Consider the following 21052-nt stretch of genomic DNA (forward strand, 5'->3'; position numbering starts at 1 on the left):
AACGTAGTAACGAAAAAAAATCATTAAAAAAGAACCAGTTAGATTGCAAATAACAAGTTCTTTATAAAGTAATAATCAGTAACCTTGAAGGAGGAATTCGTAAAATCTCTGCAAGCTGCACTTGTATCTATTTTAGAATGGGTATGATAACATCTACTCATATATCGACAAGCAGTATGTTTCCTAAAAATAAACTTTATTTTTAGGAATGACTAAATTTTCCGATAATTTGTGATATAATCTAATTAGAATTTACTTATTTAAAGGACTTTCGACTTTTCTTAGTCATCCCGCATCTAAGGGAAGGAGTTTAAGAAATGGAGAAAATTAGCGTTTTTTTAGATGATTATAGGAAGGCTCCCGATGGCTACGTACTGGCAGAAACGATGGATGAATGTATCTCGCTTCTCTACAGCTTTGATATTGAGCATCTTTCTCTAGATCACGACTTATTACATAAAACACGTAATGGTTTTATGCTGGTACAATTGATGATTAAAGAAAAACTATTTGCAAAACGGATCACGATTCACTCTGCCAATTCAGTTGGTGGCAAAGCCATGTATAACCTTTTGAAGCAGGCACAGCGCGATTTAATTCTTTCTGATTCTACTATTGTGTCCCTCAGGCCGCTCCCGCTTCATTTTTTTCCTGCCAATGTCATGAAGCATTATCTAGAGGTAATATAATAATTCAAATCTTCCAGATCACGATAAGTGGTCTTTTTATTTTAGAAAACTATTAAGCTGCCAGTTTGCAGTGGGATGTTTCTCACAAATTTGTTGAATGTACATTCATTTTTACTAAACAGAAAACGGCTCCCGTTAAAGAATCAACCGGGAGCTGGTAAAGAACTGCTGCCGCAATTTTTTTGGCTCTTCTAAAAGATTGTTGTTTTTTAATAAGTTTTCTGAATTAACCTATTGTTAAACAGGATGATAAGAACGTAAGGTGCGGGACTCCTTGTTCCAGCTGCAAGCCTACTTTATCAGATGTCTGCTTTTCTTTTAGTGTTTTGCCTCTACTAAAAAAAGATCATCATTCAGCTTTTGGATGGATCTTTTCTTGAAAAGCACCTTCCTCCGCGTTGCGATCAGGTGAGAAGGCACAGGCGAAGCCGAGTATGCTCAGGCGCCCGCCCTCTCGAGAAAGTGAGGATCCTTACGTTCCATTCAACCCCTTGGTTCAATTACAACAAAGCTTGCGAAAACAGCCTTTTTATTTATACAGAATATCATCTCTGAGTGAAGCCACTTTTGTTAAAGCAGTCTCTATGTCTGATTCAGCCACTCCATAATGAGCGAGGGCATCGTGAAGATGAGTTGCGATGGTATCAAAATGAGCAGGCTGAATATTCATTCCTTCGTGGGCTTTAGCCATTGACTTCCCTGAATACTGTTTAGGACCGCCTAAAGCAAAACTAATAAATTTTGTCTGATGGCGGCGCTGCTTTTCTATATCTGTATTTAAGAAGAAAGTATTGACCGTATCGTCTTTCAATACTAATTTGTTGTAAAAATAGTCTACAACTTTGGCAATGGCCTCTTCTCCTCCAACTTTTTCGTACAATGTCTGCTCCATGTTTACGCACTCCTCTTTCTTTCATTCAAATAATATAATACCTCCATTTCTGGTTTTCATGCTTGTAAAACGCTAATCTCCCCTAAAAAGTTAAAGAAGTAATATCTCAATGAAATCCGCATTAAACGCTATAGATGTTTTCACCTATGCTCATGAAGATGCGAAAATAATGATCCAAAATGGCTGGTTTGAAGAACCGCTTCAAATGGAAGAACAATGCAGCTCGATTAACAAGACAAGACAGCCGGAGAAACCGCCAGGCGGCTTCCCTTAAGATTCTTCAATTTTTTTGCCTTTGCTTTTATAAGGCTTCGCACTCTTTGCTTTATTTGCTCCTGCCTTCCACCTGTTCCAGCCCTTCTTCCCTGTTCCTCTGCCCGTACCGCCTTTCGCCTTTCCTTTACTCAAAATAACCACTCCAGTACACATGCGGATTTTTTTTATTGTACCCCCTAAAATCAAAGATTATATCTTCAATTTCAGCCCTTTTTGCTGCTCCACTCTTCGCATATTCATTCATGAGATCCTCACATCCGATTCATTAATCTCATCTGCCTGCTGATTAAGTACTCCATGTGTATTTTATGATTGAATCACAAACTTAATTATTGTCCTAAAGAACAGGAAAATTGATTTCAGGAATAGTTCCAGAAAACGATGATGTGGTATTTACTCATTAAGATGGGGTTCATATAAAAGGGATTTTTGTAGAAGGAAGTGATTTTGGGGGCTTCGGCTCTCTTGGTAAGCAATCAGGGTAATAGGAAGCAACCGGCGTCCAGTCTCATCACATACTAAAGAGGCTTAGAAAAGGGAAACAAAACGTATTTGAACCCGTTACATCATTCACGATCCTAAACGGTTATTGATGGTCCCAATGACCTAAGTTCTAAGATTGGTGAAAGCAGGATGAACATTTTCCAAGCCACTCCAATATTATGGGTAAAAAAGATTTTCGGGAGTGAAGATTTTGCCAAATGCTTTAATACAGTCTTATATCAGATGCCTTCACTGTAAAAAGGTGTACCATGCACAATACTTTCGAAAAAGACTCTATGTTTGCCAATATTGCCGGGAGAAAAATTAAAGCTTTTTACAAAAAAATAAATAGAATCCTTATAAAAAGAGAGGAAAAAATTCCAGAGATTTTTTCCTCTTCCTTAATGACCTGTGTGCTTCCAAACCTTTTTTTGCATGATAAATGCTGCAATCCCAATAATCGCAACTAAAAGCAAGCTCACAAAAAAACCATAACGGATATTTTTTTCGAGTAATGTGCCGCTTATTGCCGCTGCTATCAAGAATAAGCCGGCAAACGCAAGAATCTTACCCCACATCTTCATTTCCAGTACTTTTAAGGAAGAAATGATAATCGTTGCCCAGTTTAATAAGATGAGGAGCCCTGCAGCTGTAGTAATGTACTCATATATTTTGCCAGGCAGAAGCAATGCCGTAATAATAGATGCAATTAAGCCGACGGTGGCCAGCCCTAAAGATGGAAGCGGTGTGTTCTTCCACTTTTTGATTTTCTTTGAAAAGATTTTTGGTGCATCGCCATCTTTCGAAAGAGTAACTAGCAGCGTTGTGACACCGAATAACGCTGCGGTCATGGTTGAAAATCCTGCAACAATGATGGCAGCATTAAAAACATGGGGAAAAAAATCTAAATGATATTGATCAAGGGCTGTAACAAACGGACTTTCCTTTTCATTAAAAGCACCATGTTCAGCCATCATTACAGCAAGTCCCAGAGAAATTACATACATGATAACCAGCAGAATCAGCATGATGATCCCGGCCTTTGGAGCCTCTTCCTTCTTTTTTAGCCTGGTAGCCATCAAACCTATTACTTCGATTCCTCCATATGCGTAATAGGCATAAATAAAAGAAGACCAAAACCCTTTAAAGCCTTCAGGAAAAAGCTCATGCCCCCCGCTTGGGATTCCTGGCGGATTTACTTTTCCATGAAAAAATCCAAACAAAGCCACTGCTGCCAGAATAATAAACATGATTATCGCAGCTGTTTTAACGATAGCCAATATATCTTCTACCTTGTCAAACCCCTTATTCCCTGTTAAAACAACGATTATAGATAAAATGGCATATCCAGCTGCAAACACCCATAGCGGGACTTGGGGGAACCAGAATCTCGAAAGAATGGATAAAGCAGTCAACTGGCTGCCCATGATGAGAATGTTTGAGCTCCAATAATTCCACCCGCAAGTAAACCCTGCCCATTTGCCAAAGGCTTTTGCCGCATAGTAACAAAAAGAGCCTTCCTGGGGGTCTTCGGCAGTCATTTTAGCTAATAAATTATATACGATATACGTACCAAAAGCTGCAAGGACAAATGCTAACACAATAGATGGACCAGTGGTTTCGATTCCGATTGCAGAACCGAGAAAGAATCCTGTCCCAATCGTACAGCCCACTCCTATTAAGGATAATTGCCACCATTTTAAGCTGCCTTGTTCATTCGACTTATCTTTTTGTGCGCACTGATTTGACGTCATAGGTTACCCTCCTCTAATACTTTAGGATTCGTTTTCTTCCCCCTCTTTATTCGATTTATTTAATGAATTTGGATCCATTCCGTGTAATAGAGGAGTATTTACATGTAAAAGTGATAGAATACCTTCGCATATGGTTTGTAAAGTATAAGGGAAGTCTGTAAATAGGCATAGTCGTACAGCAATAGCTAGACTATTTTTAACCAATCTATCAACAATGACTCTCAGATGTAAATCATCAGTATCTTCTGCGTGGTTCTAAGTATGAGTATGATTTCCGGTTTTTATGAACCCCTATGTGTGTCGTATTCATCCATCCTGCTCTACTAAAAATTTTGAACAGATTGATTTACATGTAACAGGAAGTGGTATATAAGACTGGGCAGACGATTAATAAATCAAATTAATGGCTAATTGCAGCAAGATGCACACAAGAAAATAATAATTGTTGCACAGTGTATGACAGATGAAAAAGGTGGTGAAAATGGTGTTTGATTATACGTTAAATTTTAAAGAAATTGATTTCCGCAAACAGCCCGAACTGTACCGCGTCGGACGGGGCGAGCAGGGTGTACTGCTTGTTGAGCCGTATAAAAGTGAAATTCTGCCATATTGGCGTTTTAAGACCCCGGAATTAGCGGCAGAATCATCAAGTAAAATTTTTCAATTGTTTCTCGATTATAAAGACAAAGAGGATTTCGTAGGGATGGACATGGCCAGAAAATTCCTGCAGATGGGATATACGAGGGCACGCCGCTATACCAATTATAGAGGCGGGAAAAAATATAATAGTGACGGAGAAATAAACGAACGCCAAAATGACCCGGTGAAGGCCGAGTCAGCAGCAATTTTTATGGAAAAATGGAAGCTGGCAAGGGAGGATGAAGACTACCTTGCTTTGAAAAAAGCCCATCAAAGAAAATATAGATGAAAGTGTTCATATAAAAAACGGCTCCCATTCCCTACTAAAGATCAATCATTTAAAACACGTACATACTGGAAGTGCCGAGCATATGCAGCTTCTTCTATATCTTAAGGGCAAAGAATCCGCTATTTATAACACATAAATTCTCAAATGGAATGGCATAAGCAGTTTTTTCAAGGACATAACTTTAATGTCTCAAACGTTATCTGATCGTCCATCCTGAGACCAATTCTATTTCTAAATAACAAATTTAAGTCACTCATCAACAACTCCCCTTCCCTAACAAAGCTTACAAAGGAGTTAAGTATATTCTCGATTAACTGTTCAGCAGATAGATGATTCATTCTCTGAAGAACTTCCCTTTGTACCTTTAAAACTCGTCCAGCCTCTGTTCAAACATTTTTCCTGAAATGGAAATTTCCAATCTCAATGAGGATCAGATATACCTTTTGACTTAAAGAAGATAAATTCACCAAGCTCACATTATTCATCATAGAAAAAAATGAATGAATTTCAGAAACAGAATTGAAACGGCGACTCTGACCCAATGATTATAGCATCTTTAGCGGGTATTTCCTTCCATTTAGAATCGGCACCGACTGCCCTCAGAATATAATAAGATAAACAACTTTTAACGATCTAAAGTGCTGATATATGTATGTAATGGTTTTCTCTTGATTTTTAATACGCTAAAATTTAAAGGGAATTTTAAAATAAACAATCAAGAAAATGATAATTAATAAAGATAATATATAGGAAGGTAAGGGACGAAAATGATGAAGTGCAATGACAGGGAACATGACCATATCAAACAAAAAGGAATACCAAAGGGTCCAGCCATAGTCATAAGAAATCTTATCAAGTTTAAGCAGTACCCATTCGACACTGATATAAATTCCTGACCATAGCAATATGTACATACCGCGGGCAGCCCATCTCTCTGGAAAATGGGAAAGAAATAATAAGATGCTGATTGGCATAGTGATTAGCGCGTATACAATAACGGTCATCTCTTTACCGTACAGCAGGTCAGGGTGAAATTTCCAGAGAGAATGATCTTTCACGATATACTCATAAAGCAGGCCGCCAGCCGAAATAAAGAGCATGCTGGCATGGTAATCTCTCCATTTTTTCCATTCTGCCCACCTTAAGGATGCGATAATAGTAAATATTGTGATAGCAACATGCATGTTCGATTCCCTCTCGAAGACCTTTTTAAGGTAGTGTGTCCATTAGGCGATTAACTAACACCCTTCATTTAACACATTTCATCATAAAGGCTATAAAAAACAATCTAGACTGCATACCAGACAGTCCTGAAAAGATACATGATCTAGATAAATTGCTGCAAAACCTGCCCCTTTCCATCTGAGGTTTCTATGACAGCGTAAGCCCCATTTATAAAGGTTATCTGTGGGGGAACATGGCCGCAATCAATGTCATAAATCAAAGGAATTTGCAGTTCTTCAGCGATTTCTGCATAAACATCTTCCAATGTATAGCCATCGACAGGATGGTTCACAGCGCTTCTGCCAAATAAGATCCCTGAACAATGTTCAAACCACCCGGCATACTTCAGCTGCACCAAAGATCTTCTAAGATCCGTTGTAGACAATTCACAATTTTCGAAATACCAAATAATCGATTCTCCCTTAATATGTTGATTATAAAAGGAAGAAATATCGCCATATGGTGTACCCGCCAAATGTCTGATTACGTCTATGCATCCGCCAAGCAAACGCCCTTGCATTCTGACCTGACTGGTACCATTTGTTTTCCATAGTGTATCTTCTGTTAAGTGAAACACACATGGTGAGGGATTATTATGCTGCCATTCCTTCTGATACTTTAGCGAAGATTTCTGCAGAACGGCTTCTCCTTTTGGAGTGGATAATACAGTTTGCCACATAGAAGTGACTGGATCGGAGGACTCTCCTCTTAAGTCTATAAGATTGGTTCCATGGGCCGTAGCCATGCCGGTCTTTAACGTAATGGCCAATAGCAGGACACTTATGTCTGAATAGCCCAGTACCCACTTGTCCTGGAGGTGTTGAAAATTAATATGTTCAAGCATTTCTATTAAAAGCTCTCCGCCCCAGGGAGGAATAAGAATGTCGATCTCCTCGTTATCCATCATATTTGTAAACTCGTCAGCCCGTTTCTTTGCTGATGATGATTTAGCTTTTTCCTGAGTCCATACGGTTTCTCCTATAACGATATGGAAACCTTTTGCAGTTAGCCGTCTGCCCGCAAGATTAACCAAATCGTGCAGTTCGGCCTCAACACCCGATGAAGGTGCTGTCACTCCGATGGTCAATCCTTCTTTTAAACGGGGATATGTAATCATTCGAATCCATCCTATTCCATTCAATTTGTGTGAGTATGCCTATGCTCTGTAATCAAAATGTTAGGCAACTGTTATTCTTATTGAAAACTATCATGTTATGATATAGGTGAAATGTTACCGAAATTTATGCCTCAAGGAGATTTTTTAAGTATGGGATTACAACGTGAAAATGAAACATTAAAGCAAGAAATCGAATTGCTGAGAACTTCTCTTCACATTGCTGAGACAAAGGTCCATTCTCTCAAGAAAATGTTAAAAGCAGAATATGAATTGTCTCCGGATAAACCAATGAACTATCATACAATTGTCGGGCTGGATCAATTAGCTGACAATCAAACAGTAAAGCGTGAATTTAAAAAGCTTCTGAAAGCCCTCCATCCAGATCGCGGCGGGGATGATCGACTGTTTAAAGTGTTTAGCGATCATTATAGTAAAATAAAGGCTTGAGCCAAACGGACCTTAGCCGGCCGGTTTCTTAAATCCCAATAGATAAGGAAGAATATAAAAACATCCGCCATGAAACTTGTACTTAAAAAAATCAACATCGAGTTATCCTGACTGGTACTCTTTACACTTCCAGGAATAGGCTCCTTAAATGGAGCTTTTAGTATACTATCGAAAAAAATATCATCATATGCATCTTCTGTTTTTTCATCTACAACCTGAATCATGCCGTTTAGACCTCTAATTGGTACCAGAAAATCTACATCTTTTCTTCTTTCTAAAAATAGAAGGAATTTACCGCCTTCAGCCTGGAATTCTTTTGCTCCTCCTGTATTATGGATGTCTATGGCCGCAAGTGTACTTTCCGGAGAATCCCCCTTAAAAACCTTCGTTACTTCGAATGGATACCCCTCGAAAACAAATTCACTGGTATTGGGTTTACATGAGAAGTCATAGGTCCCTATGACTGTAAGAACAGATTCTTCGATAACTTCCTGTGGACTCATGGGAATCCATTTAGAGGCATATGCCCGCGTGTGAATCATCAGCACAAGCATACTGACCATAAGAAATATTACATATGTTTTTCTGATTAGCACCCCCTGCTTGATAGTATTCAGCAGTTGAAAAATATCTTGAGAGAAACGGGTTTTACATGTGGGTTGGCATGCTGCAGGCTATCAACACTTAACAGCAGGGATAAAATGCAGCTGCGTCCTCAACTTTTTTTATTAAGTAGATATCATTTCATGGTATAATAATAGGAAAATCTGGGAGGTTTATGTGTGAACGGAGATGCAATTTTGGCTGTTTTTCCATTTCTTACGCTGCTCTTTTATATAGCACCTGTCATATTCATCATCTGGTTTTTAGTAAGGATGATAAGGCTGCAGGAAGAAAAAAATAAAATACTTCGGAATATATCTGAAAAACTGGACACCCAAAGGTAACTTGACCCAAACAGAAAGAGGATAGGCTCTTTCTGTTTGGTCTACGCATTTCATCAGTCTCCTACACTCCTATTCATATTTTAGCATGTTTTTCCACTTATAATGACCTCTTTTAACCAGGCTTACCACTTCGATTATAGCCCTCGCCGCAAATTAAAAAGCATTGCTTTATACAATGCTTTTGCCGCCCTTTTATTAATCTTTTTTATTTAGTCCAGTCTTTGCTAGTGCCTGTTTTAATGAACTGAATGTAGGAAAAGGCTTGTGGCGTTGATACATAAAAAAAGCAGCCAGAGGCCGACTAGACGTTTAATGGGTAAATCTATCTTTTCTTAACCTGGTGGATTGAACTGTTTATAAGGAATCAAAAAAGACAAGAGAATAACGAACAGATTCAATAGCCCGATAAAAACACGTAAGCCGCATAGATCAATTCTATTCCTCACACAATTACATATTGTCTCATTTCTGAGCATCCCGGCTCCCGAACATTCTCTGAATCTGAACCTCTTTATCATTAATGTTTTTATATTCAAAAAACCCAAGTCTATTTCCCCAGGGGTCTGTAAAACCGGCCCATTTTACCGGCACTTCTTCTCTTGTATGTATGTCAAAGAATGAAACACCAAGCGCACTCATAATTCTATTGCGTTCACTTTCAATATCAGTCACTCCTAGTCGGACTGGTCCGCTCCCATCCGATGGAATCCCTCCAGCCACCTGCAGCCAGCAGCCCGGCACAAGCTCCCATTCAGCAAAACCCTCATGAGGAATAAGATCAGCGTTTCTTTTTAACAACGTCTCATACCATTTATATCCTCTGTTAAAATCGGCCACTCGAACCTGGATCGTCATCTCATAGATCAATATATCTCCTCCTTTTTTAGCTCCTTTCTTAATCAATTCTATAAACTCCGCAATGAATCCTTTCTGATATCCGTCTTTTATAAGGCTGTTTTCGTAAATTTGTTGTTATTGAACCAGGGGGTTGATTTTCACTACAGGATGCTCGCTTTCCGCGGGGCGGGCGCCTGAGCCTCCTCGGCTTCGCCTGTGGGGTCTCACCTGATCGAAAAGCGGAGGACGGTGCTTTTCAAGAAAAGTTCCATCCAAAAGCTGAATGATGATCTTTATTAAAGTAGAGGCAAGACACTAAAAGAAAAGCAGACACCTGATAAAGAAGACTTGCTGATTGGCAAGCGACAGCGAAGACAGAAGCTTAGTCGCCCTTACCACGCTTGAACGGCCACGTCCTGTGGCCCCGCCTGGCTTGCACATCCTGTGCTTCGTGCGTTAGCCCGGCATAAGACGAGCGGCAGTGAAAGGCCGATTTTGCCTTTTAATGGCGATTGGCTAGACCCGCAGTGTCAGTCCGGAGCTGGACAATACCCGCTGCTCCCGCAGGAGTCTCGCACCTTACGTTCCAATCAACTTGTTTAACAATAGTGTTGGTTCACAGAACTTATTATAAAACACCAATCTTTTAGAAAAGAGCCTTTTATAAAAAGAAAAACCGCTAAAAAGCGGCTGTGAAAAAGGGAATATTGATTATGCCTTCTGCACCAATATGTTCGCTGAACTTATTGCTTTAGAAAGAGTAGATTTTATTGAAATATTGTCGAAAGAAAGTCCCAGCTGAACTGCAGTTTGGGCAATTTCAGGCCGCAATCCGGAGAGAGTGGTTTTCACACCGATTAAACTTAATGCTTCAATCAGCTGGAAGAGCTGTTGGGCAACCATGGTATCAATCATAACGACACCTGAAAGATCTAAAAATAGATGTTTAACCCCTAATCTGGAACATTGTTCCAAGGTATTCTCAAGCATGAATTTTGCACGTGAGGTATCCACATCGCCCACAAGCGGAAGAAGCGCAACATCGGCATTGAGGCCGATGACTGGAGAACTTAATTCCATGATTAATTCCTGCTGTGCCTGAAGTTTCTTTCGTGAATATGTCGTATGTTCTTCCGTAAACCATACGATGATCTTTCCAAAGGTTTTCATCACGATTTGATACCAGGAGGCTACTTCTCTATCAGAAAACTCATTTTTATGAAGTGCAGCAAATTCATTGATTAATTCAATATATTGATCCTGTGTCCTGAAGAATTCCCGGTGGATATATTGAAGAGGTGTACCTGAATGTTCTTCATCTTGTGCGGTTTTGACAATCCACTCTTCCAATCCCTTGAAAAATTCTGCCTCATCCTGTTCAAAAACCTTAAAGAACCTCACATGAAATTCATTATTTTGGTGTTTTACTGTATGTATAACCTCAGGATCATTAGAAGCATATACACCTGAGGGATCTCGCTTATCCAGGTTTTCATACCAATTTTCTGTTAGCTGCCATGATTTATCTATCAAAAATTGATATAACTCATTATTTTTATGCATAATTACTCTCCTAACCCCAGTCGAATTAGTATTTTATATGTAAGCCTATTCCATTGTATCGCACTTGTAATTTGATGTCGATATCCATGAAGAGCGTAGATTTTATCAGTTAACATAAAAAAACAGAAGCGGCAGATTCTGCTCCTGTTTTCTATTTTATAATGCCAATTCTATAATCCTTTGGTAATACTCTTCCTTCGTTTCAATTCCCGTTTTGCTGGATAAGCTTCTATTCAATTTGAAAAATTCGGGGTACATACTGGCCATTGTTTTCATAATTTCTTTAGGATTCCTTCCACAAGCCCAGCTGTCCAATAAGGATAACTGCCACTCTTCTAAACGGCTCCTGTAACCTTCCATTTTAGACCAGACTCCATATGAGCAGTCTAAGAAGATTTCCTTTTCCATATACCATCCTGAGGCGATAAGCCACCTTAATTTATCCAAATTGGATAAAGCGTAATAGATTTCTTCCCTCATTACAGAGCGATACGTTTCGTGAATATAAGCAAGTGCCTTTCCCCGCCAGAATTCTACATCCCCGTGGGAAGGCTTATAAATCAGATTCTCAGAATCCTCAATGATTTTCGTAACAATTCCCTCTGGATCATACAGGGCTTCAATCCCTTTTAACCAGAGAGACGGAGTAACTTCGTTCAAGGTTTTGTACCAGGTATCAACTTTTACAAAACACTCATAATGGGTCACGATAACCGGAGCGGATGGAGAGTTCTCTTCATAAAAAAGAACCTTGCCCCATCCTGCTGAACGACGGCGTTTGTTTTCAATAAATTCTGCCCTCGCATCAGGCCGTACGATAATATGAAGATCAATATCTGAATAAGAATCAAAATTTCCCTTTGCCAACGAACCACTCTGGTATATAGCTAAAACCGCTGGATCCCCGCTGAAATCCTCAAGCGCAGCTGCGAGCAGTTTACTTCGATGCAGAGGAAGCCCTGCATCACGTTGACTATGCCTAGAAACGAATCCCACACATACAAAAACATCTCCTTAGTATAAATATTTCAAGCCTGGTTTTATTACATTCGCTTTGCTGACGTATTAATCCTTTTATTTGACCTCATTTATTTATAAAAATTTGCAGCCCGGCTGATTTCATCAAGCTGCTCAGTTCCTTTGCTGTAACATCTTAGTATAATTGTTGTTTATGTTCCCCATGTTTCCCACTGCTCTTGGTGAACGTAAGATACCGACCTACTACAGCATAGCGGAGAAATGGTCCATTTTTTATCGGAAAACCAATATTTTTTTGCGTATGAACCCATTTTGCCCAGCCGGAATCCGCTCTCTGTACTTTTGGTATCGCTCCTGCCAATTTCGGGCTCTTCTTGCAAAAAAACCAGATTTACCAAATAATAAAGTGGTAGTCATCATGATCGCAGCAGACATTTTTATTGTTTTCATATGTATGTAGTACCTTTATTCATAATTTTATTGGCTAGATTCATGGTAACAGATATTGATAATCATTTTCCAATTAAAATAAAAAAATTCAATGGCTGCTAACGGCTTGCCCTGAAATAAACCAAATATTACATGTAATTTCTTAATTAATTCCAGCAATAAGAAACCCTCCTAAAAATCTTAGGAGGGGACATGAATTTATTTTGTATTCATATAAGCTTCAATGTCTTCTACTGACCTGATGATGTCAGCAGATAAATTTTCATGGCCTTCTTTAGTTACCAGCACGTCATCTTCAATCCGGATGCCGATTCCTTCTTCTTCAATATACAAGCCAGGCTCCACCGTTATCACCATTCCAGGTTCTAACACTAGATCCCTGTATTTACCGACATCATGTGTATCCAAACCAAGAAAATGACTGACTCCATGATAGTAATACTTAGTGATTTCGCTTTCTTCTTGTATTAAACCTGTTTTCAGGCACTCCTCGGCCAGAACTTTTTTCGTATGTTCATTCAGGTTTGCAAAAGCAACTCCCGGTTTAATCAGTTCAGTGGTTTCTCTTAATGCCCGCAGCACAATGTTGTAGTACGTTTTTTGCTTTTCTGAAAAAATGCCTTTGGCCGGGAATGTATAACTGATATCGGCATTATAATATTCAAATTGAGCGCCTAGATCCAGAAGCACGAGGCTGCCTTCTTCAATATCAGCGTCATTGTCTTCGTAGTGAAGGACAGTCCCATTTTTCCCGCTGGCTGCGATGGTATTAAACGCATGGTGTTTAACTCCTTCAGACTTTAGGACAAAGTCAAAATGAGCTTCTAGCTGATATTCTTTTTGAACCTCTCTTGCATGGCTCATGACATTTAAGATGCCTTTTTGTGTAATTTCAATAGCGCGCTTAATTTTTTCGATTTCCCCGGGCTTCTTATAAACTCGCAGCTGGCAGATATCTGGGTATACATTTTTTATAGCAAGATATGGATAATTAGCCTGCACTTTTGAAGCAAATTGCTGCGCTTTCGTTGTAACAGTATCCAGTTCCCGGCGTTCAAGGTCTAAATAAAGACTGGTATCCGGGTTGGCAAAAAGTATTCTAGTAAACAACGTCTCGAATTGGTCGATGTACTGAATGGTTTTTATACCGGATATCTCAGCTGCTTCATCCTTTGAAACCGTCTTTCCTACCCACTTTTCCATGATAGGATCTGACTTTTCTATGAACAGAAACTCTTCTGTTTTGTTACTTGTTTTATGAGCTAAAAATATAATATTCGGTTCGTCAATACCTGTTAAATAATAAAAATTGCGGTTCGGAACAAACTTGTATGCCTCATCTGCCGACTTTTGCGGAGCTTTGCCGGCAAATAAAACAACAAGTGACTCCTCCTCCATCTTTTCATATAAATCTCTTCGATTATGTACATAAAAATCCTTTTGCATGACGTTACCTTCTTTCTAATCTCTTAAAATAGCAATATAAATAGCTGCAGAGTCAGGGCCGCATTTCTATTTTCACCTGTGATTCGACCCTACCCTATTATGTAGATTCCCATACTGAATAAGGAAAGAAGTAGACTTGAAGCACTCCCTTTAAGGCTTTAATTGACTTCCTCATCAGCTGTTCTGCGGCCAATATTCAGGGGAATACTTTTATTTTAGTATTTATAGACTCTCAAATAAAGAAATTTCTTAGTTTTTAGATAAATGGTATTTGTAAAAGATGGCTGGAGATTCACTTGGTACTTCCCGAGGTTAACACTTTGTCAAATCTTGTTCAAAAAGTTTTCCGGGTTTTATAGCCCAACTACATACCACCTACTTGATAGATATAAAAGAAAAAGCCGCCGCCTGGCAGCTATTTGATCAGGATGAAGTCCATTCTCCTCCATTTACATGGATCGTCTGTCCCGTCACATAACGAGAATCATCAGAGGCGAGAAAGACAAAGGCAGGGGCCAATTCGAAAGGCTGAGCCTGCCGCTGCAGAAGGTTATCCACCAGAGGTACCTGGTCAGCAGAGAAACTGGATGGAATCAGCGGTGTCCATACCCTTCCCGGAGCAATAGCATTCACACGGATGCCCTTATCAGCAAGATTGTTTGCAAGTGCACGGGTAAATCCTACGTTAGCACCTTTTGTTGCTGTATAATCGATCAATTGCTTATTACCTGCAAATGTCACGACAGATGTAGTGTTAATAATAGAACTTCCCGCTTTTAAGTATGGCAGTGCGGCCCGGGTAGTGTAAAAATGAGAATATATATTCACTTTGAATGTATCATCGAACTGTTCATCTGTAATATCCAGCAGACTTAATTGCTGAAACTGAATACCAACATGATTGCAGAGAATGTTAAGCTGTCCCAATCTTCCTACGGTTTGTTGAACGATTTCCACGCACTGCTGCTTATTTCTTAAGTCCCCCGGCAATAATAAACACCGCTGGCCTAATTCTTCAATTCTGTTTTTTGTCCGTTCAGCGTCTTCGTGTTCATCTAAGTAAGCGATCGCAACATCTGATCCTTCCTTTGCGAAGGCGATAGCTGCAGCTGCCCCGATTCCACTGTCCCCTCCTGTAATGAGTGCAGTCTTTCCCTTTAATTTCCCGCTGCCTTGATAATTCGGATTTTCAACGATCGGCACCGGCATCATCATTTTCTCCACTCCAGGCTGCCGGATCTGGCGCTGTTCTGGAACGGTGACCGGCACGTCTCGGTACTCTGTAATCTTCCCATAATTCGGGTACATCGGATAATCCTGATGCTGCGGCTGGCTCTCCTTATTTGGGTCATCGTGCTGCGTCATGAGGTCCCACCTCCTGAGATAAATAGTCTCCGTTACCTTATGTCAGGCGGGCTCATTCCGTGCATCGGAAATCTAATAATTTGATTAAGAAAAGGGGACGACCTCCATTCAAGCCTATGCTGCATACTATATGCACTGAGGGGAGGTTTCCATATGAATTACTTCGAGATGGATCCAGAAATTAAAAACTTACTGATTAAACAATCATCGGAGAAATCTAATCTTTTATATAATTCCAATCCATATCCGTACCAAATCCCGAAAATCGGTCCCAGACCGCCTTATTACCGTAAACCCAGGTATGTACTGTATTATCCAATTATTTAGTGTGCAGGAAACTTTTCAGCGTTTTATTATAATATTGGCAGTTGAAAAATGAACCGAATAAAAACACGCATCAGTAAGCCCAGGTTGTTCCCATTGCTGCAGGAGATTTGCGCTGGCTTAAGTAATTACTGCTTTTTTAAAATGGAGGAAAACCTTTTATTGGCTTTAGGTTCTATCAGATCCACAGTCCCCTTCATTAAAATTAGTAAGAAAATAGAAAAACCCCTTTGAGAGGGGTTTTCTCTAGAAGGGGTCGGGAGGTTTAAGGTTTGGTCGAAGGTGCATATATATTACTTCGTCATCAGTTAGTGAAGATTGAAGGTGCTTATGCTTTTACTCAGGCAATTACAGGATGTCAAGTCTGACTAATAGTGCAACTAGAAGCTGAACAAGGATCTGGATGTTTACAGCCACTTGAGTATCCAGCGTTTCTACTGTAATGTTTCTAGAGTTTTCAATGATCGTTTTTTGGCGGGTAATTTGTTTAACCTGTGAAGATTGAAGAAGCTCTTGAGCAACTCTCTCTGCTCTGCCAGCATCAGCAATTGAAATGTTGATGAGTACTACGATTGCTGCCTGAAGTGCTGCCTGAAGAGAAATTGCAGCTTTAGTGTCAATAGTAGTTACTGAGATATCACAAGAATCTTTGATGAAGATTAGTTCTTCAGATAGCTGGAATTCTTTTTTAGTCTGAACGGCCTCTTGCTCTACAGTTTCCTCATGGCACATTGGGTGATTACTGGTAGGATCAAGAGCAGACCATCTATCGTTACATACATCATTTCCTGCTGACCTATAATATTCTTGGTTCATTTTTTTTCCTCCTGTATCCAAATTAGGATAGTATTTAATAGGTAGGAAGAGTACGGACACTCTTCCTATTTATTCTTATCGAATACTTTTAACGAACTCAGGTCATTCTCGGTGATGTTTTCCGCCTTAGTGGTGGATTTTTCCGGAGTTGAGTTCGTACTAACTACACTCGTTTCTGCATCAGTAACATTCTTGTGTAAGTTTTTTAGAAAATGATCAGCTTGTTTTTTGAGTTTTTTGACCGTTTTTCTTAATTCGTGTTTTTCCTTATCTGAAAGATTCATAGCCTTTGTATCGATGCCATGCTTATTTAAGGTGTTGGACACAAGCAGCCCCATTAACTGGGCGGTAGTGTTTTCATGTTTAGACTTTTTCTTCGACATTTTATACCCCTCCTTTGTTTATTCCCTATTACCTTATGTATACAGGCTAATTGTTGTGTTAAGGCAAACGTGTAATTTTATGAATCTATAGCCTAAAGTTTTGAAGATAAGGGATCTCTATATAGTCGTGCAGAAACCAGCGTGCTTGAGACTCAGTCAGTCAGCTAATATCCTTGATAAGCAAGCTTTTTCATTACATTAATCCTGCATATACGGCTAGAAGTCTAACACCCGTTCTTTTACAAAAAAGCAAAAAAGCGATTCCTTGGATAAAGAACCGCTAAAAATGCTTTTCATTTTCATTCTATATCATTATTTTTCATACAGGATTCATCCTGCTGTCTGCTGGGCACCCGGGTATTGGGAGCAGCGGCTATTGGGTGAGTCCGTCCTCATTTGAAATGGGCTGGATTTCATTTGTGCTGCCTTTTTTATTTTTGGAAGCGTTATTCTTATTTTCGAGCTCATTCAATTGTCGCTGTACGGATTCAGAATTTTGCATCCTGCCTTTATTTCGCTGTGCCATATTTCCTTCCTCCTATTTCATATTGATTCAACATATAGGATTAGGAAAATATGCTGTTTTTATGTGAACAAAAAATGAATTATGGCGTAGTTCGTCATTCCTCGGTCTTCTGAACTAAAATTGCATGTAAAGGGATTCACAATACTTTTTAAAAAAATAGATAACCCGGACGGATTTAATATGTGATGGTTAGAAGGGGTTTAAATTGTTTTCAGACTTACCTAAAAAATCTTATACTTTTAGTGCCTAAGGCCTGTAAAAATTGATAGAGTATTCTGATATATTTATTCATATTACAACTTAAGGGGGGCTACATTTTGTTAAAGGTTCTATCTACTTCTGCTCTATCACTAGCATTAGCAGGATCTCTAGTCCTGCCGGGTCTGCAATCTGCAGAAAAAACACTGCCGGTAAAGAGGAATTATGACCTCGAATTGGCTCACCACGTCGGAGTGGCACCTGAGTTAGCCGAGTAGGCTAAGAAACTTGGCATTGATCTTTCCAAGGCTGATCCAGCTGAGAAAATCGCCGCACAGGGAACGAAGTTTCAGCAGGCTGGCGGCAATCATGTAACGAACAAACCTGCTACAGGTGATATACCAGTTTTGGTGCTCCTGGCGAAATTTAAAGATGGCGATGAGCCTGTCGGCGACTTAAAAGGACAAGTACCGGCCCATATTTTGAAGACTTAATTTTCGGAACCGAATATAATCCGTATGAATTAGATTACTTCAAGCAGTATGCGAAATTTAATGGCGAAGAAGCTCCTACAAACCGGACAATGCAAAATGCTTACAAAGAATCAAGCTATGGCAAAACAAATCTGGTCCGTAAAGAAAATACTGATTTTGCCTGGGTGGAGCTTCCAAAAGGAGCCTCGTACTATCTTGATCAGGAGGGCAAATACGCTGAAAACGGTAAATACGTGAATGGAAACGTAAATGGAGATGCACACACTGGAGAATTCGTCCGTGACTTATTAAAAGCAGCCGATGAACAAGTTGATTTTTCCCAGTACGCTGAAAATGGCGAAGTTCCCAATATCTTCGTTATCCAGGAAGGAACAGGGGCTGAATGGAGCCGGGATCCTGGTCAATTCTGGTCTCATAAATGGAGCCTGCTAAGCGCCCTTTACTATGGTAAATATTATGAAACAGGTAAACCGGCAGACGTTTATGCTGGCATGTCTCAATCGGCTTGGATCGACAAAACAGTGGCTGAAGACATGACATATGACGGCGTATTGGTTAATAACTACAACAACCAGCCAGCTATCGGCGGAAATGTTGCCGGCTTTGATGCTGCAACAAATACTTATAAAGAGGCTGCAAAAACTGGCCCATATCCAGCTCAGACCGGTGTTTATGCCCATGAGTTCGGCCATGCATTAGGTCTTCCTGATTTCTATGATACGGTATACACTTCTGAAGGCGTTGGAAACTATTCTATGATGGCCGGTGGTTCTTGGATGAGCTCCCCGGATGCAAACGCCTATTCCGGCAACTCACCAACACATTTTGATTAAAATCTTCTTAGGCTGGGCTACCTAAAGAAGTGAAGCCTGAGGATGGCGTGCAGACGATCACACTGCCTGCAATCCACAAAGCTCCCGATAAGAACGGCATTGTAAAAATGGCAGTACCGGGATCAAATGGTATGGAATACTTTCTATTTGAAAATGTGCAGCAGGACGGCTTTAACAAAGGATTATCCAACCAAGGGGCAGGCTCTAAAGGATTATTGGCATGGCATGTAGATGAAAACGTTCTGAACCTGTATCAAACTGCCGGCTTCCGTCCTAACAACGTTGAAAACTGGATGAACAAGCGGTACCAGTATAACCAGTCCGAGACTGCAAGCAACGGAGAAGTAGTTACTCACTACGGTTTATCCGTACTTCAGAAAGATGGATTATATGAGCTTGAGAAAAACCAAAACCGCGGTAACGATGGTGATTTCTTTAAAACAGGCTCCGCATTAACGCCTGTTTCCGGTAATGTCCATACTGGCTCCTACTATTTCTGGAAGGGCTACAGCTCTACTCCAGCAGACTCAGGCATCCATGTAACAAACATTAAGGAAAACAAAGACGGTTCCATTACCGCAAAATTCTACTACAACTTTAATGAATCTACAAAATAAAACAGCGACCCCGAACCTTGGACAATTAGTCTCAGGTTCGGGGTTTTTTTCAATTTATTGTCCCTGACGGCGGATTCTCGCCGCACCGCGTTCATTGGATCTTTCGTCATTCCCGCCATTCTTCTCTGCTACAAAAACCTGATTATCCTTCGTAACCTTAGCACCTTCTGGGAAGTTATCCTTTGTTTTCATTCTTTTCACCTCCTGTTTTATTTTGTACCTTTAGGAAGGAAATATTAAAGAGACGTTGTCTGCATTTTAAAAAGGAACTCCCTTTTTTATGGAAGCTATGTCAATGGAGTATTTTGTATAAATGGCTTAACTCCAGGCAATCATGTATTCTAAGCATTGCACTTTTTAATTCCATTTCGCAGCAGCCTTAAGCGTAACTTCCGTTCCAAGGATTTCTTTTGCCTTCGGATTGCATCTAGGTCGTTAAGCCTTTCTGCAAAGCTTCATAGAATGACAAAAAAAAACAGACCGGGTACGGTCTGCCATGATTATACTATTCCCCTAATTCTACATTATGGTACACTTGCTGGACATCTTCTAAGTCTTCTAATGCATCAATCAATTTTTCAAATTGAGCCTGTGCATCTTCAGGAAGAGTCAGATCGTTCTGGGCAAGCATTGTTAGTTCAGCAACAGTAAAGTCAGTGACTCCGGAATTTTTGAAAACTTCCTGAACAGCATGGAACTGATCTGGTTCTGAATAGACGATGACTCCATCTTCTTCATCCAAAATGTCACGCACGTCGACATCCGCTTCCATCAATAGCTCAAGCACTTCATCAGCTGTTTTACCTTCAACACCGATGACAGCAGTTGCATCAAACATATAAGCTACAGATCCGCTGACACCCATATTTCCGCCATTTTTCCCGAAGGCAGCACGAACATCTGAAGCTGTACGATTTACATTATTTGTCAGTGCATCTACGATGATCATGGATCCATTCGGACCAAAACCTTCATAACGAAGTTCATCAAATGTTTCTTCAGATCCGCCCTTTGCTTTTTCGATAGCCCGGTCAATGATCGTCTTTGGCACGCTGTATGTTTTAGCACGTTCCAGTACTACTCTCAGTGCCTGATTTGATTCAGGATTTGGTTCACCCTGCTTAGCAGCCACATAAATCTCACGGCCAAATTTGGCATATATTCTGCTTGTGTTTGCATCCTTTGATGCTTTCTTCTCTTTAATATTGTTCCATTTGCGGCCCATAATGAACACTCTCTTTCAACTTTGGTACTTTAATTTATTATGGATTCCCTATTAAACGAGGTAACATCCATTCACAAATACCATTATACCGTAATTTGGGCTTCAGGTGAAAGTTTAATAACTATAGAGAGATGTTTAATGACAAAACCTTTTTTCGCTTTTTTTAAAGGCTGTTTTCGCAAACTTTGTTGTTATTGAACAAGGGTTGATTTCCACTACAGGATGCTCGCTTTCCGCGGG

25 protein-coding genes are annotated in these 21052 nt (G+C 39.9%); 9 read left to right on the top strand and 16 right to left on the bottom strand.

Going from position 1 to position 21052, the window contains the following annotated elements; all coding sequences use genetic code 11:
* The first annotated feature begins 317 nt into the window (after positions 1-317).
* Positions 318-689 (top strand): cyclic-phosphate processing receiver domain-containing protein, encoded by a 372-nt coding sequence (locus CUU66_RS16240; RefSeq protein ID WP_101644037.1) that lies wholly within the window; start codon positions 318-320, stop codon positions 687-689.
* Between the two features lie 529 nt (positions 690-1218).
* On the opposite strand, the gene CUU66_RS16245 is transcribed toward CUU66_RS16240, so the two are convergent.
* A complete protein-coding gene (locus CUU66_RS16245) occupies positions 1219-1581 on the bottom strand; it encodes a group I truncated hemoglobin (RefSeq protein ID WP_101644039.1) in 363 nt (120 codons plus the stop codon).
* A gap of 109 nt (positions 1582-1690) precedes the next feature.
* On the opposite strand from CUU66_RS16245, the gene CUU66_RS24310 reads away from it, so the two are divergent.
* Positions 1691-1855, top strand: a complete 165-nt coding sequence (locus CUU66_RS24310; protein WP_180955319.1) for a hypothetical protein — start codon at positions 1691-1693, stop codon at positions 1853-1855.
* Here the strand turns inward: CUU66_RS24310 and CUU66_RS16250 are convergent.
* Both CUU66_RS16250 and CUU66_RS16255 read right to left on the bottom strand, forming a co-directional pair.
* Complete coding sequence (locus CUU66_RS16250) at positions 1852-1989, bottom strand: DUF3934 family protein (RefSeq protein WP_101644042.1); 138 nt, start codon at positions 1987-1989, stop codon at positions 1852-1854. The two genes, CUU66_RS24310 and CUU66_RS16250, sit on opposite strands and share 4 nt — an antisense overlap.
* 752 nt (positions 1990-2741) lie before the next feature.
* Positions 2742-4094, bottom strand: coding sequence for an amino acid permease (locus tag CUU66_RS16255; RefSeq protein ID WP_101644044.1), 1353 nt, complete (start codon positions 4092-4094; stop codon positions 2742-2744).
* A 481-nt stretch (positions 4095-4575) separates the two neighbouring features.
* Between CUU66_RS16255 and CUU66_RS16260 the strand changes: the two genes are divergently transcribed.
* Positions 4576-5022 carry a DUF4385 domain-containing protein gene (locus tag CUU66_RS16260; protein ID WP_101644046.1) on the top strand — a complete coding sequence of 149 codons (447 nt, stop codon included), beginning with the start codon at positions 4576-4578 and terminating at the stop codon, positions 5020-5022.
* A gap of 683 nt (positions 5023-5705) precedes the next feature.
* Here CUU66_RS16260 and CUU66_RS16265 read toward each other — a convergent pair.
* Together CUU66_RS16265 and CUU66_RS16270 are read right to left on the bottom strand one after the other, a co-directional pair.
* On the bottom strand, positions 5706-6206 hold the full coding sequence (locus tag CUU66_RS16265) for a CBO0543 family protein (protein WP_101644048.1): 501 nt from the start codon (positions 6204-6206) through the stop codon (positions 5706-5708).
* Positions 6207-6349: 143 nt separating this feature from the next.
* Positions 6350-7363, bottom strand: a complete 1014-nt coding sequence (locus CUU66_RS16270) for a S66 family peptidase (protein ID WP_101644050.1) — start codon at positions 7361-7363, stop codon at positions 6350-6352.
* A 150-nt stretch (positions 7364-7513) separates the two neighbouring features.
* Here CUU66_RS16270 and CUU66_RS16275 point away from each other — a divergent pair, with 150 nt between their 5' ends.
* Entirely contained in the window at positions 7514-7810 is a 297-nt protein-coding gene (locus CUU66_RS16275) for a hypothetical protein (RefSeq protein ID WP_101644052.1), read from the top strand.
* Here the strand turns inward: CUU66_RS16275 and CUU66_RS16280 are convergent.
* Positions 7789-8406 carry a hypothetical protein gene (locus CUU66_RS16280; RefSeq protein ID WP_142383738.1) on the bottom strand — a complete coding sequence of 206 codons (618 nt, stop codon included), beginning with the start codon at positions 8404-8406 and terminating at the stop codon, positions 7789-7791. The genes CUU66_RS16275 and CUU66_RS16280 overlap by 22 nt on opposite strands.
* A 186-nt stretch (positions 8407-8592) precedes the next feature.
* Between CUU66_RS16280 and CUU66_RS24315 the strand changes: the two genes are divergently transcribed.
* Positions 8593-8757: a hypothetical protein gene (locus tag CUU66_RS24315; RefSeq protein ID WP_180955321.1), complete on the top strand. Its 165-nt coding sequence runs from the start codon at positions 8593-8595 to the stop codon at positions 8755-8757.
* Between the two features lie 462 nt (positions 8758-9219).
* On the opposite strand, the gene CUU66_RS16285 is transcribed toward CUU66_RS24315, so the two are convergent.
* The 5 genes from CUU66_RS16285 to CUU66_RS16310 form a co-directional block, all read right to left on the bottom strand.
* Entirely contained in the window at positions 9220-9624 is a 405-nt protein-coding gene (locus tag CUU66_RS16285; protein ID WP_101644074.1) for a VOC family protein, read from the bottom strand.
* A gap of 681 nt (positions 9625-10305) precedes the next feature.
* Positions 10306-11157, bottom strand: a complete 852-nt coding sequence (locus CUU66_RS16290; RefSeq protein WP_101644056.1) for an STAS domain-containing protein — start codon at positions 11155-11157, stop codon at positions 10306-10308.
* Between the two features lie 156 nt (positions 11158-11313).
* Positions 11314-12153, bottom strand: a complete 840-nt coding sequence (locus CUU66_RS16295) for a nucleotidyltransferase domain-containing protein (RefSeq protein WP_101644059.1) — start codon at positions 12151-12153, stop codon at positions 11314-11316.
* Positions 12154-12783: 630 nt separating this feature from the next.
* Entirely contained in the window at positions 12784-14031 is a 1248-nt protein-coding gene (locus CUU66_RS16305; protein ID WP_101644063.1) for an aminopeptidase P family protein, read from the bottom strand.
* 423 nt (positions 14032-14454) lie between these two features.
* Positions 14455-15396, bottom strand: a complete 942-nt coding sequence (locus CUU66_RS16310) for an SDR family oxidoreductase (protein WP_101644065.1) — start codon at positions 15394-15396, stop codon at positions 14455-14457.
* A 153-nt stretch (positions 15397-15549) separates the two neighbouring features.
* Here CUU66_RS16310 and CUU66_RS24320 point away from each other — a divergent pair, with 153 nt between their 5' ends.
* Positions 15550-15723, top strand: coding sequence for a hypothetical protein (locus CUU66_RS24320; RefSeq protein WP_180955322.1), 174 nt, complete (start codon positions 15550-15552; stop codon positions 15721-15723).
* A gap of 345 nt (positions 15724-16068) precedes the next feature.
* Here the strand turns inward: CUU66_RS24320 and CUU66_RS16315 are convergent, their stop codons facing one another.
* From CUU66_RS16315 to CUU66_RS24325, 3 genes are all read right to left on the bottom strand, one after another.
* The gene (locus CUU66_RS16315) at positions 16069-16536 is read right to left on the bottom strand and encodes a spore coat protein (RefSeq protein WP_101644067.1); all 468 of its coding nucleotides are present in this window, start codon (positions 16534-16536) and stop codon (positions 16069-16071) included.
* Positions 16537-16601: 65 nt separating this feature from the next.
* Positions 16602-16919, bottom strand: coding sequence for a hypothetical protein (locus CUU66_RS16320; RefSeq protein ID WP_101644069.1), 318 nt, complete (start codon positions 16917-16919; stop codon positions 16602-16604).
* A gap of 373 nt (positions 16920-17292) precedes the next feature.
* A complete protein-coding gene (locus CUU66_RS24325; RefSeq protein ID WP_180955323.1) occupies positions 17293-17445 on the bottom strand; it encodes a hypothetical protein in 153 nt (50 codons plus the stop codon).
* A gap of 317 nt (positions 17446-17762) precedes the next feature.
* On the opposite strand from CUU66_RS24325, the gene CUU66_RS24950 reads away from it, so the two are divergent.
* From CUU66_RS24950 to CUU66_RS24960, 3 genes are all read left to right on the top strand, one after another.
* Entirely contained in the window at positions 17763-17921 is a 159-nt protein-coding gene (locus CUU66_RS24950; protein ID WP_257968026.1) for a hypothetical protein, read from the top strand.
* A gap of 305 nt (positions 17922-18226) precedes the next feature.
* A complete protein-coding gene (locus tag CUU66_RS25460; RefSeq protein WP_374703007.1) occupies positions 18227-18970 on the top strand; it encodes an immune inhibitor A domain-containing protein in 744 nt (247 codons plus the stop codon).
* Positions 18971-18999: 29 nt separating this feature from the next.
* Positions 19000-19587, top strand: coding sequence for a hypothetical protein (locus CUU66_RS24960; protein ID WP_257968027.1), 588 nt, complete (start codon positions 19000-19002; stop codon positions 19585-19587).
* A 54-nt stretch (positions 19588-19641) separates the two neighbouring features.
* On the opposite strand, the gene CUU66_RS24330 is transcribed toward CUU66_RS24960, so the two are convergent.
* The gene (locus CUU66_RS24330; RefSeq protein ID WP_180955324.1) at positions 19642-19779 is read right to left on the bottom strand and encodes a hypothetical protein; all 138 of its coding nucleotides are present in this window, start codon (positions 19777-19779) and stop codon (positions 19642-19644) included.
* A 313-nt stretch (positions 19780-20092) separates the two neighbouring features.
* Positions 20093-20812, bottom strand: coding sequence for a YebC/PmpR family DNA-binding transcriptional regulator (locus CUU66_RS16330; RefSeq protein WP_101644071.1), 720 nt, complete (start codon positions 20810-20812; stop codon positions 20093-20095).
* Positions 20813-21052 lie beyond the last annotated feature (240 nt).

The organism is Peribacillus deserti (assembly GCF_002863585.1).
Lineage (GTDB): Bacteria > Bacillota > Bacilli > Bacillales > DSM-1321 > Paraperibacillus > Paraperibacillus deserti_A.

Bases quoted from the DNA above. Each gene is read 5' to 3' on its own strand.
- CUU66_RS16260 (WP_101644046.1), top strand. From the start codon at position 4,576: ATGGTGTTTGATTATACGTTAAATTTTAAAGAAATTGATTTCCGCAAA.
- CUU66_RS24310 (WP_180955319.1), top strand. From the start codon at position 1,691: ATGAAATCCGCATTAAACGCTATAGATGTTTTCACCTATGCTCATGAA.
- CUU66_RS16275 (WP_101644052.1), top strand. From the start codon at position 7,514: ATGGGATTACAACGTGAAAATGAAACATTAAAGCAAGAAATCGAATTG.
- CUU66_RS16315 (WP_101644067.1), bottom strand. From the start codon at position 16,536: ATGAACCAAGAATATTATAGGTCAGCAGGAAATGATGTATGTAACGAT.
- CUU66_RS16320 (WP_101644069.1), bottom strand. From the start codon at position 16,919: ATGTCGAAGAAAAAGTCTAAACATGAAAACACTACCGCCCAGTTAATG.
- CUU66_RS16270 (WP_101644050.1), bottom strand. From the start codon at position 7,363: ATGATTACATATCCCCGTTTAAAAGAAGGATTGACCATCGGAGTGACA.
- CUU66_RS24330 (WP_180955324.1), bottom strand. From the start codon at position 19,779: ATGAAAACAAAGGATAACTTCCCAGAAGGTGCTAAGGTTACGAAGGAT.
- CUU66_RS16290 (WP_101644056.1), bottom strand. From the start codon at position 11,157: ATGCATAAAAATAATGAGTTATATCAATTTTTGATAGATAAATCATGG.
- CUU66_RS16245 (WP_101644039.1), bottom strand. From the start codon at position 1,581: ATGGAGCAGACATTGTACGAAAAAGTTGGAGGAGAAGAGGCCATTGCC.
- CUU66_RS25460 (WP_374703007.1), top strand. From the start codon at position 18,227: ATGCAAAATGCTTACAAAGAATCAAGCTATGGCAAAACAAATCTGGTC.
- CUU66_RS16265 (WP_101644048.1), bottom strand. From the start codon at position 6,206: ATGCATGTTGCTATCACAATATTTACTATTATCGCATCCTTAAGGTGG.
- CUU66_RS16240 (WP_101644037.1), top strand. From the start codon at position 318: ATGGAGAAAATTAGCGTTTTTTTAGATGATTATAGGAAGGCTCCCGAT.
- CUU66_RS16305 (WP_101644063.1), bottom strand. From the start codon at position 14,031: ATGCAAAAGGATTTTTATGTACATAATCGAAGAGATTTATATGAAAAG.
- CUU66_RS24320 (WP_180955322.1), top strand. From the start codon at position 15,550: ATGAATTACTTCGAGATGGATCCAGAAATTAAAAACTTACTGATTAAA.
- CUU66_RS16310 (WP_101644065.1), bottom strand. From the start codon at position 15,396: ATGACGCAGCACGATGACCCAAATAAGGAGAGCCAGCCGCAGCATCAG.
- CUU66_RS24325 (WP_180955323.1), bottom strand. From the start codon at position 17,445: ATGGCACAGCGAAATAAAGGCAGGATGCAAAATTCTGAATCCGTACAG.
- CUU66_RS16255 (WP_101644044.1), bottom strand. From the start codon at position 4,094: ATGACGTCAAATCAGTGCGCACAAAAAGATAAGTCGAATGAACAAGGC.
- CUU66_RS16330 (WP_101644071.1), bottom strand. From the start codon at position 20,812: ATGGGCCGCAAATGGAACAATATTAAAGAGAAGAAAGCATCAAAGGAT.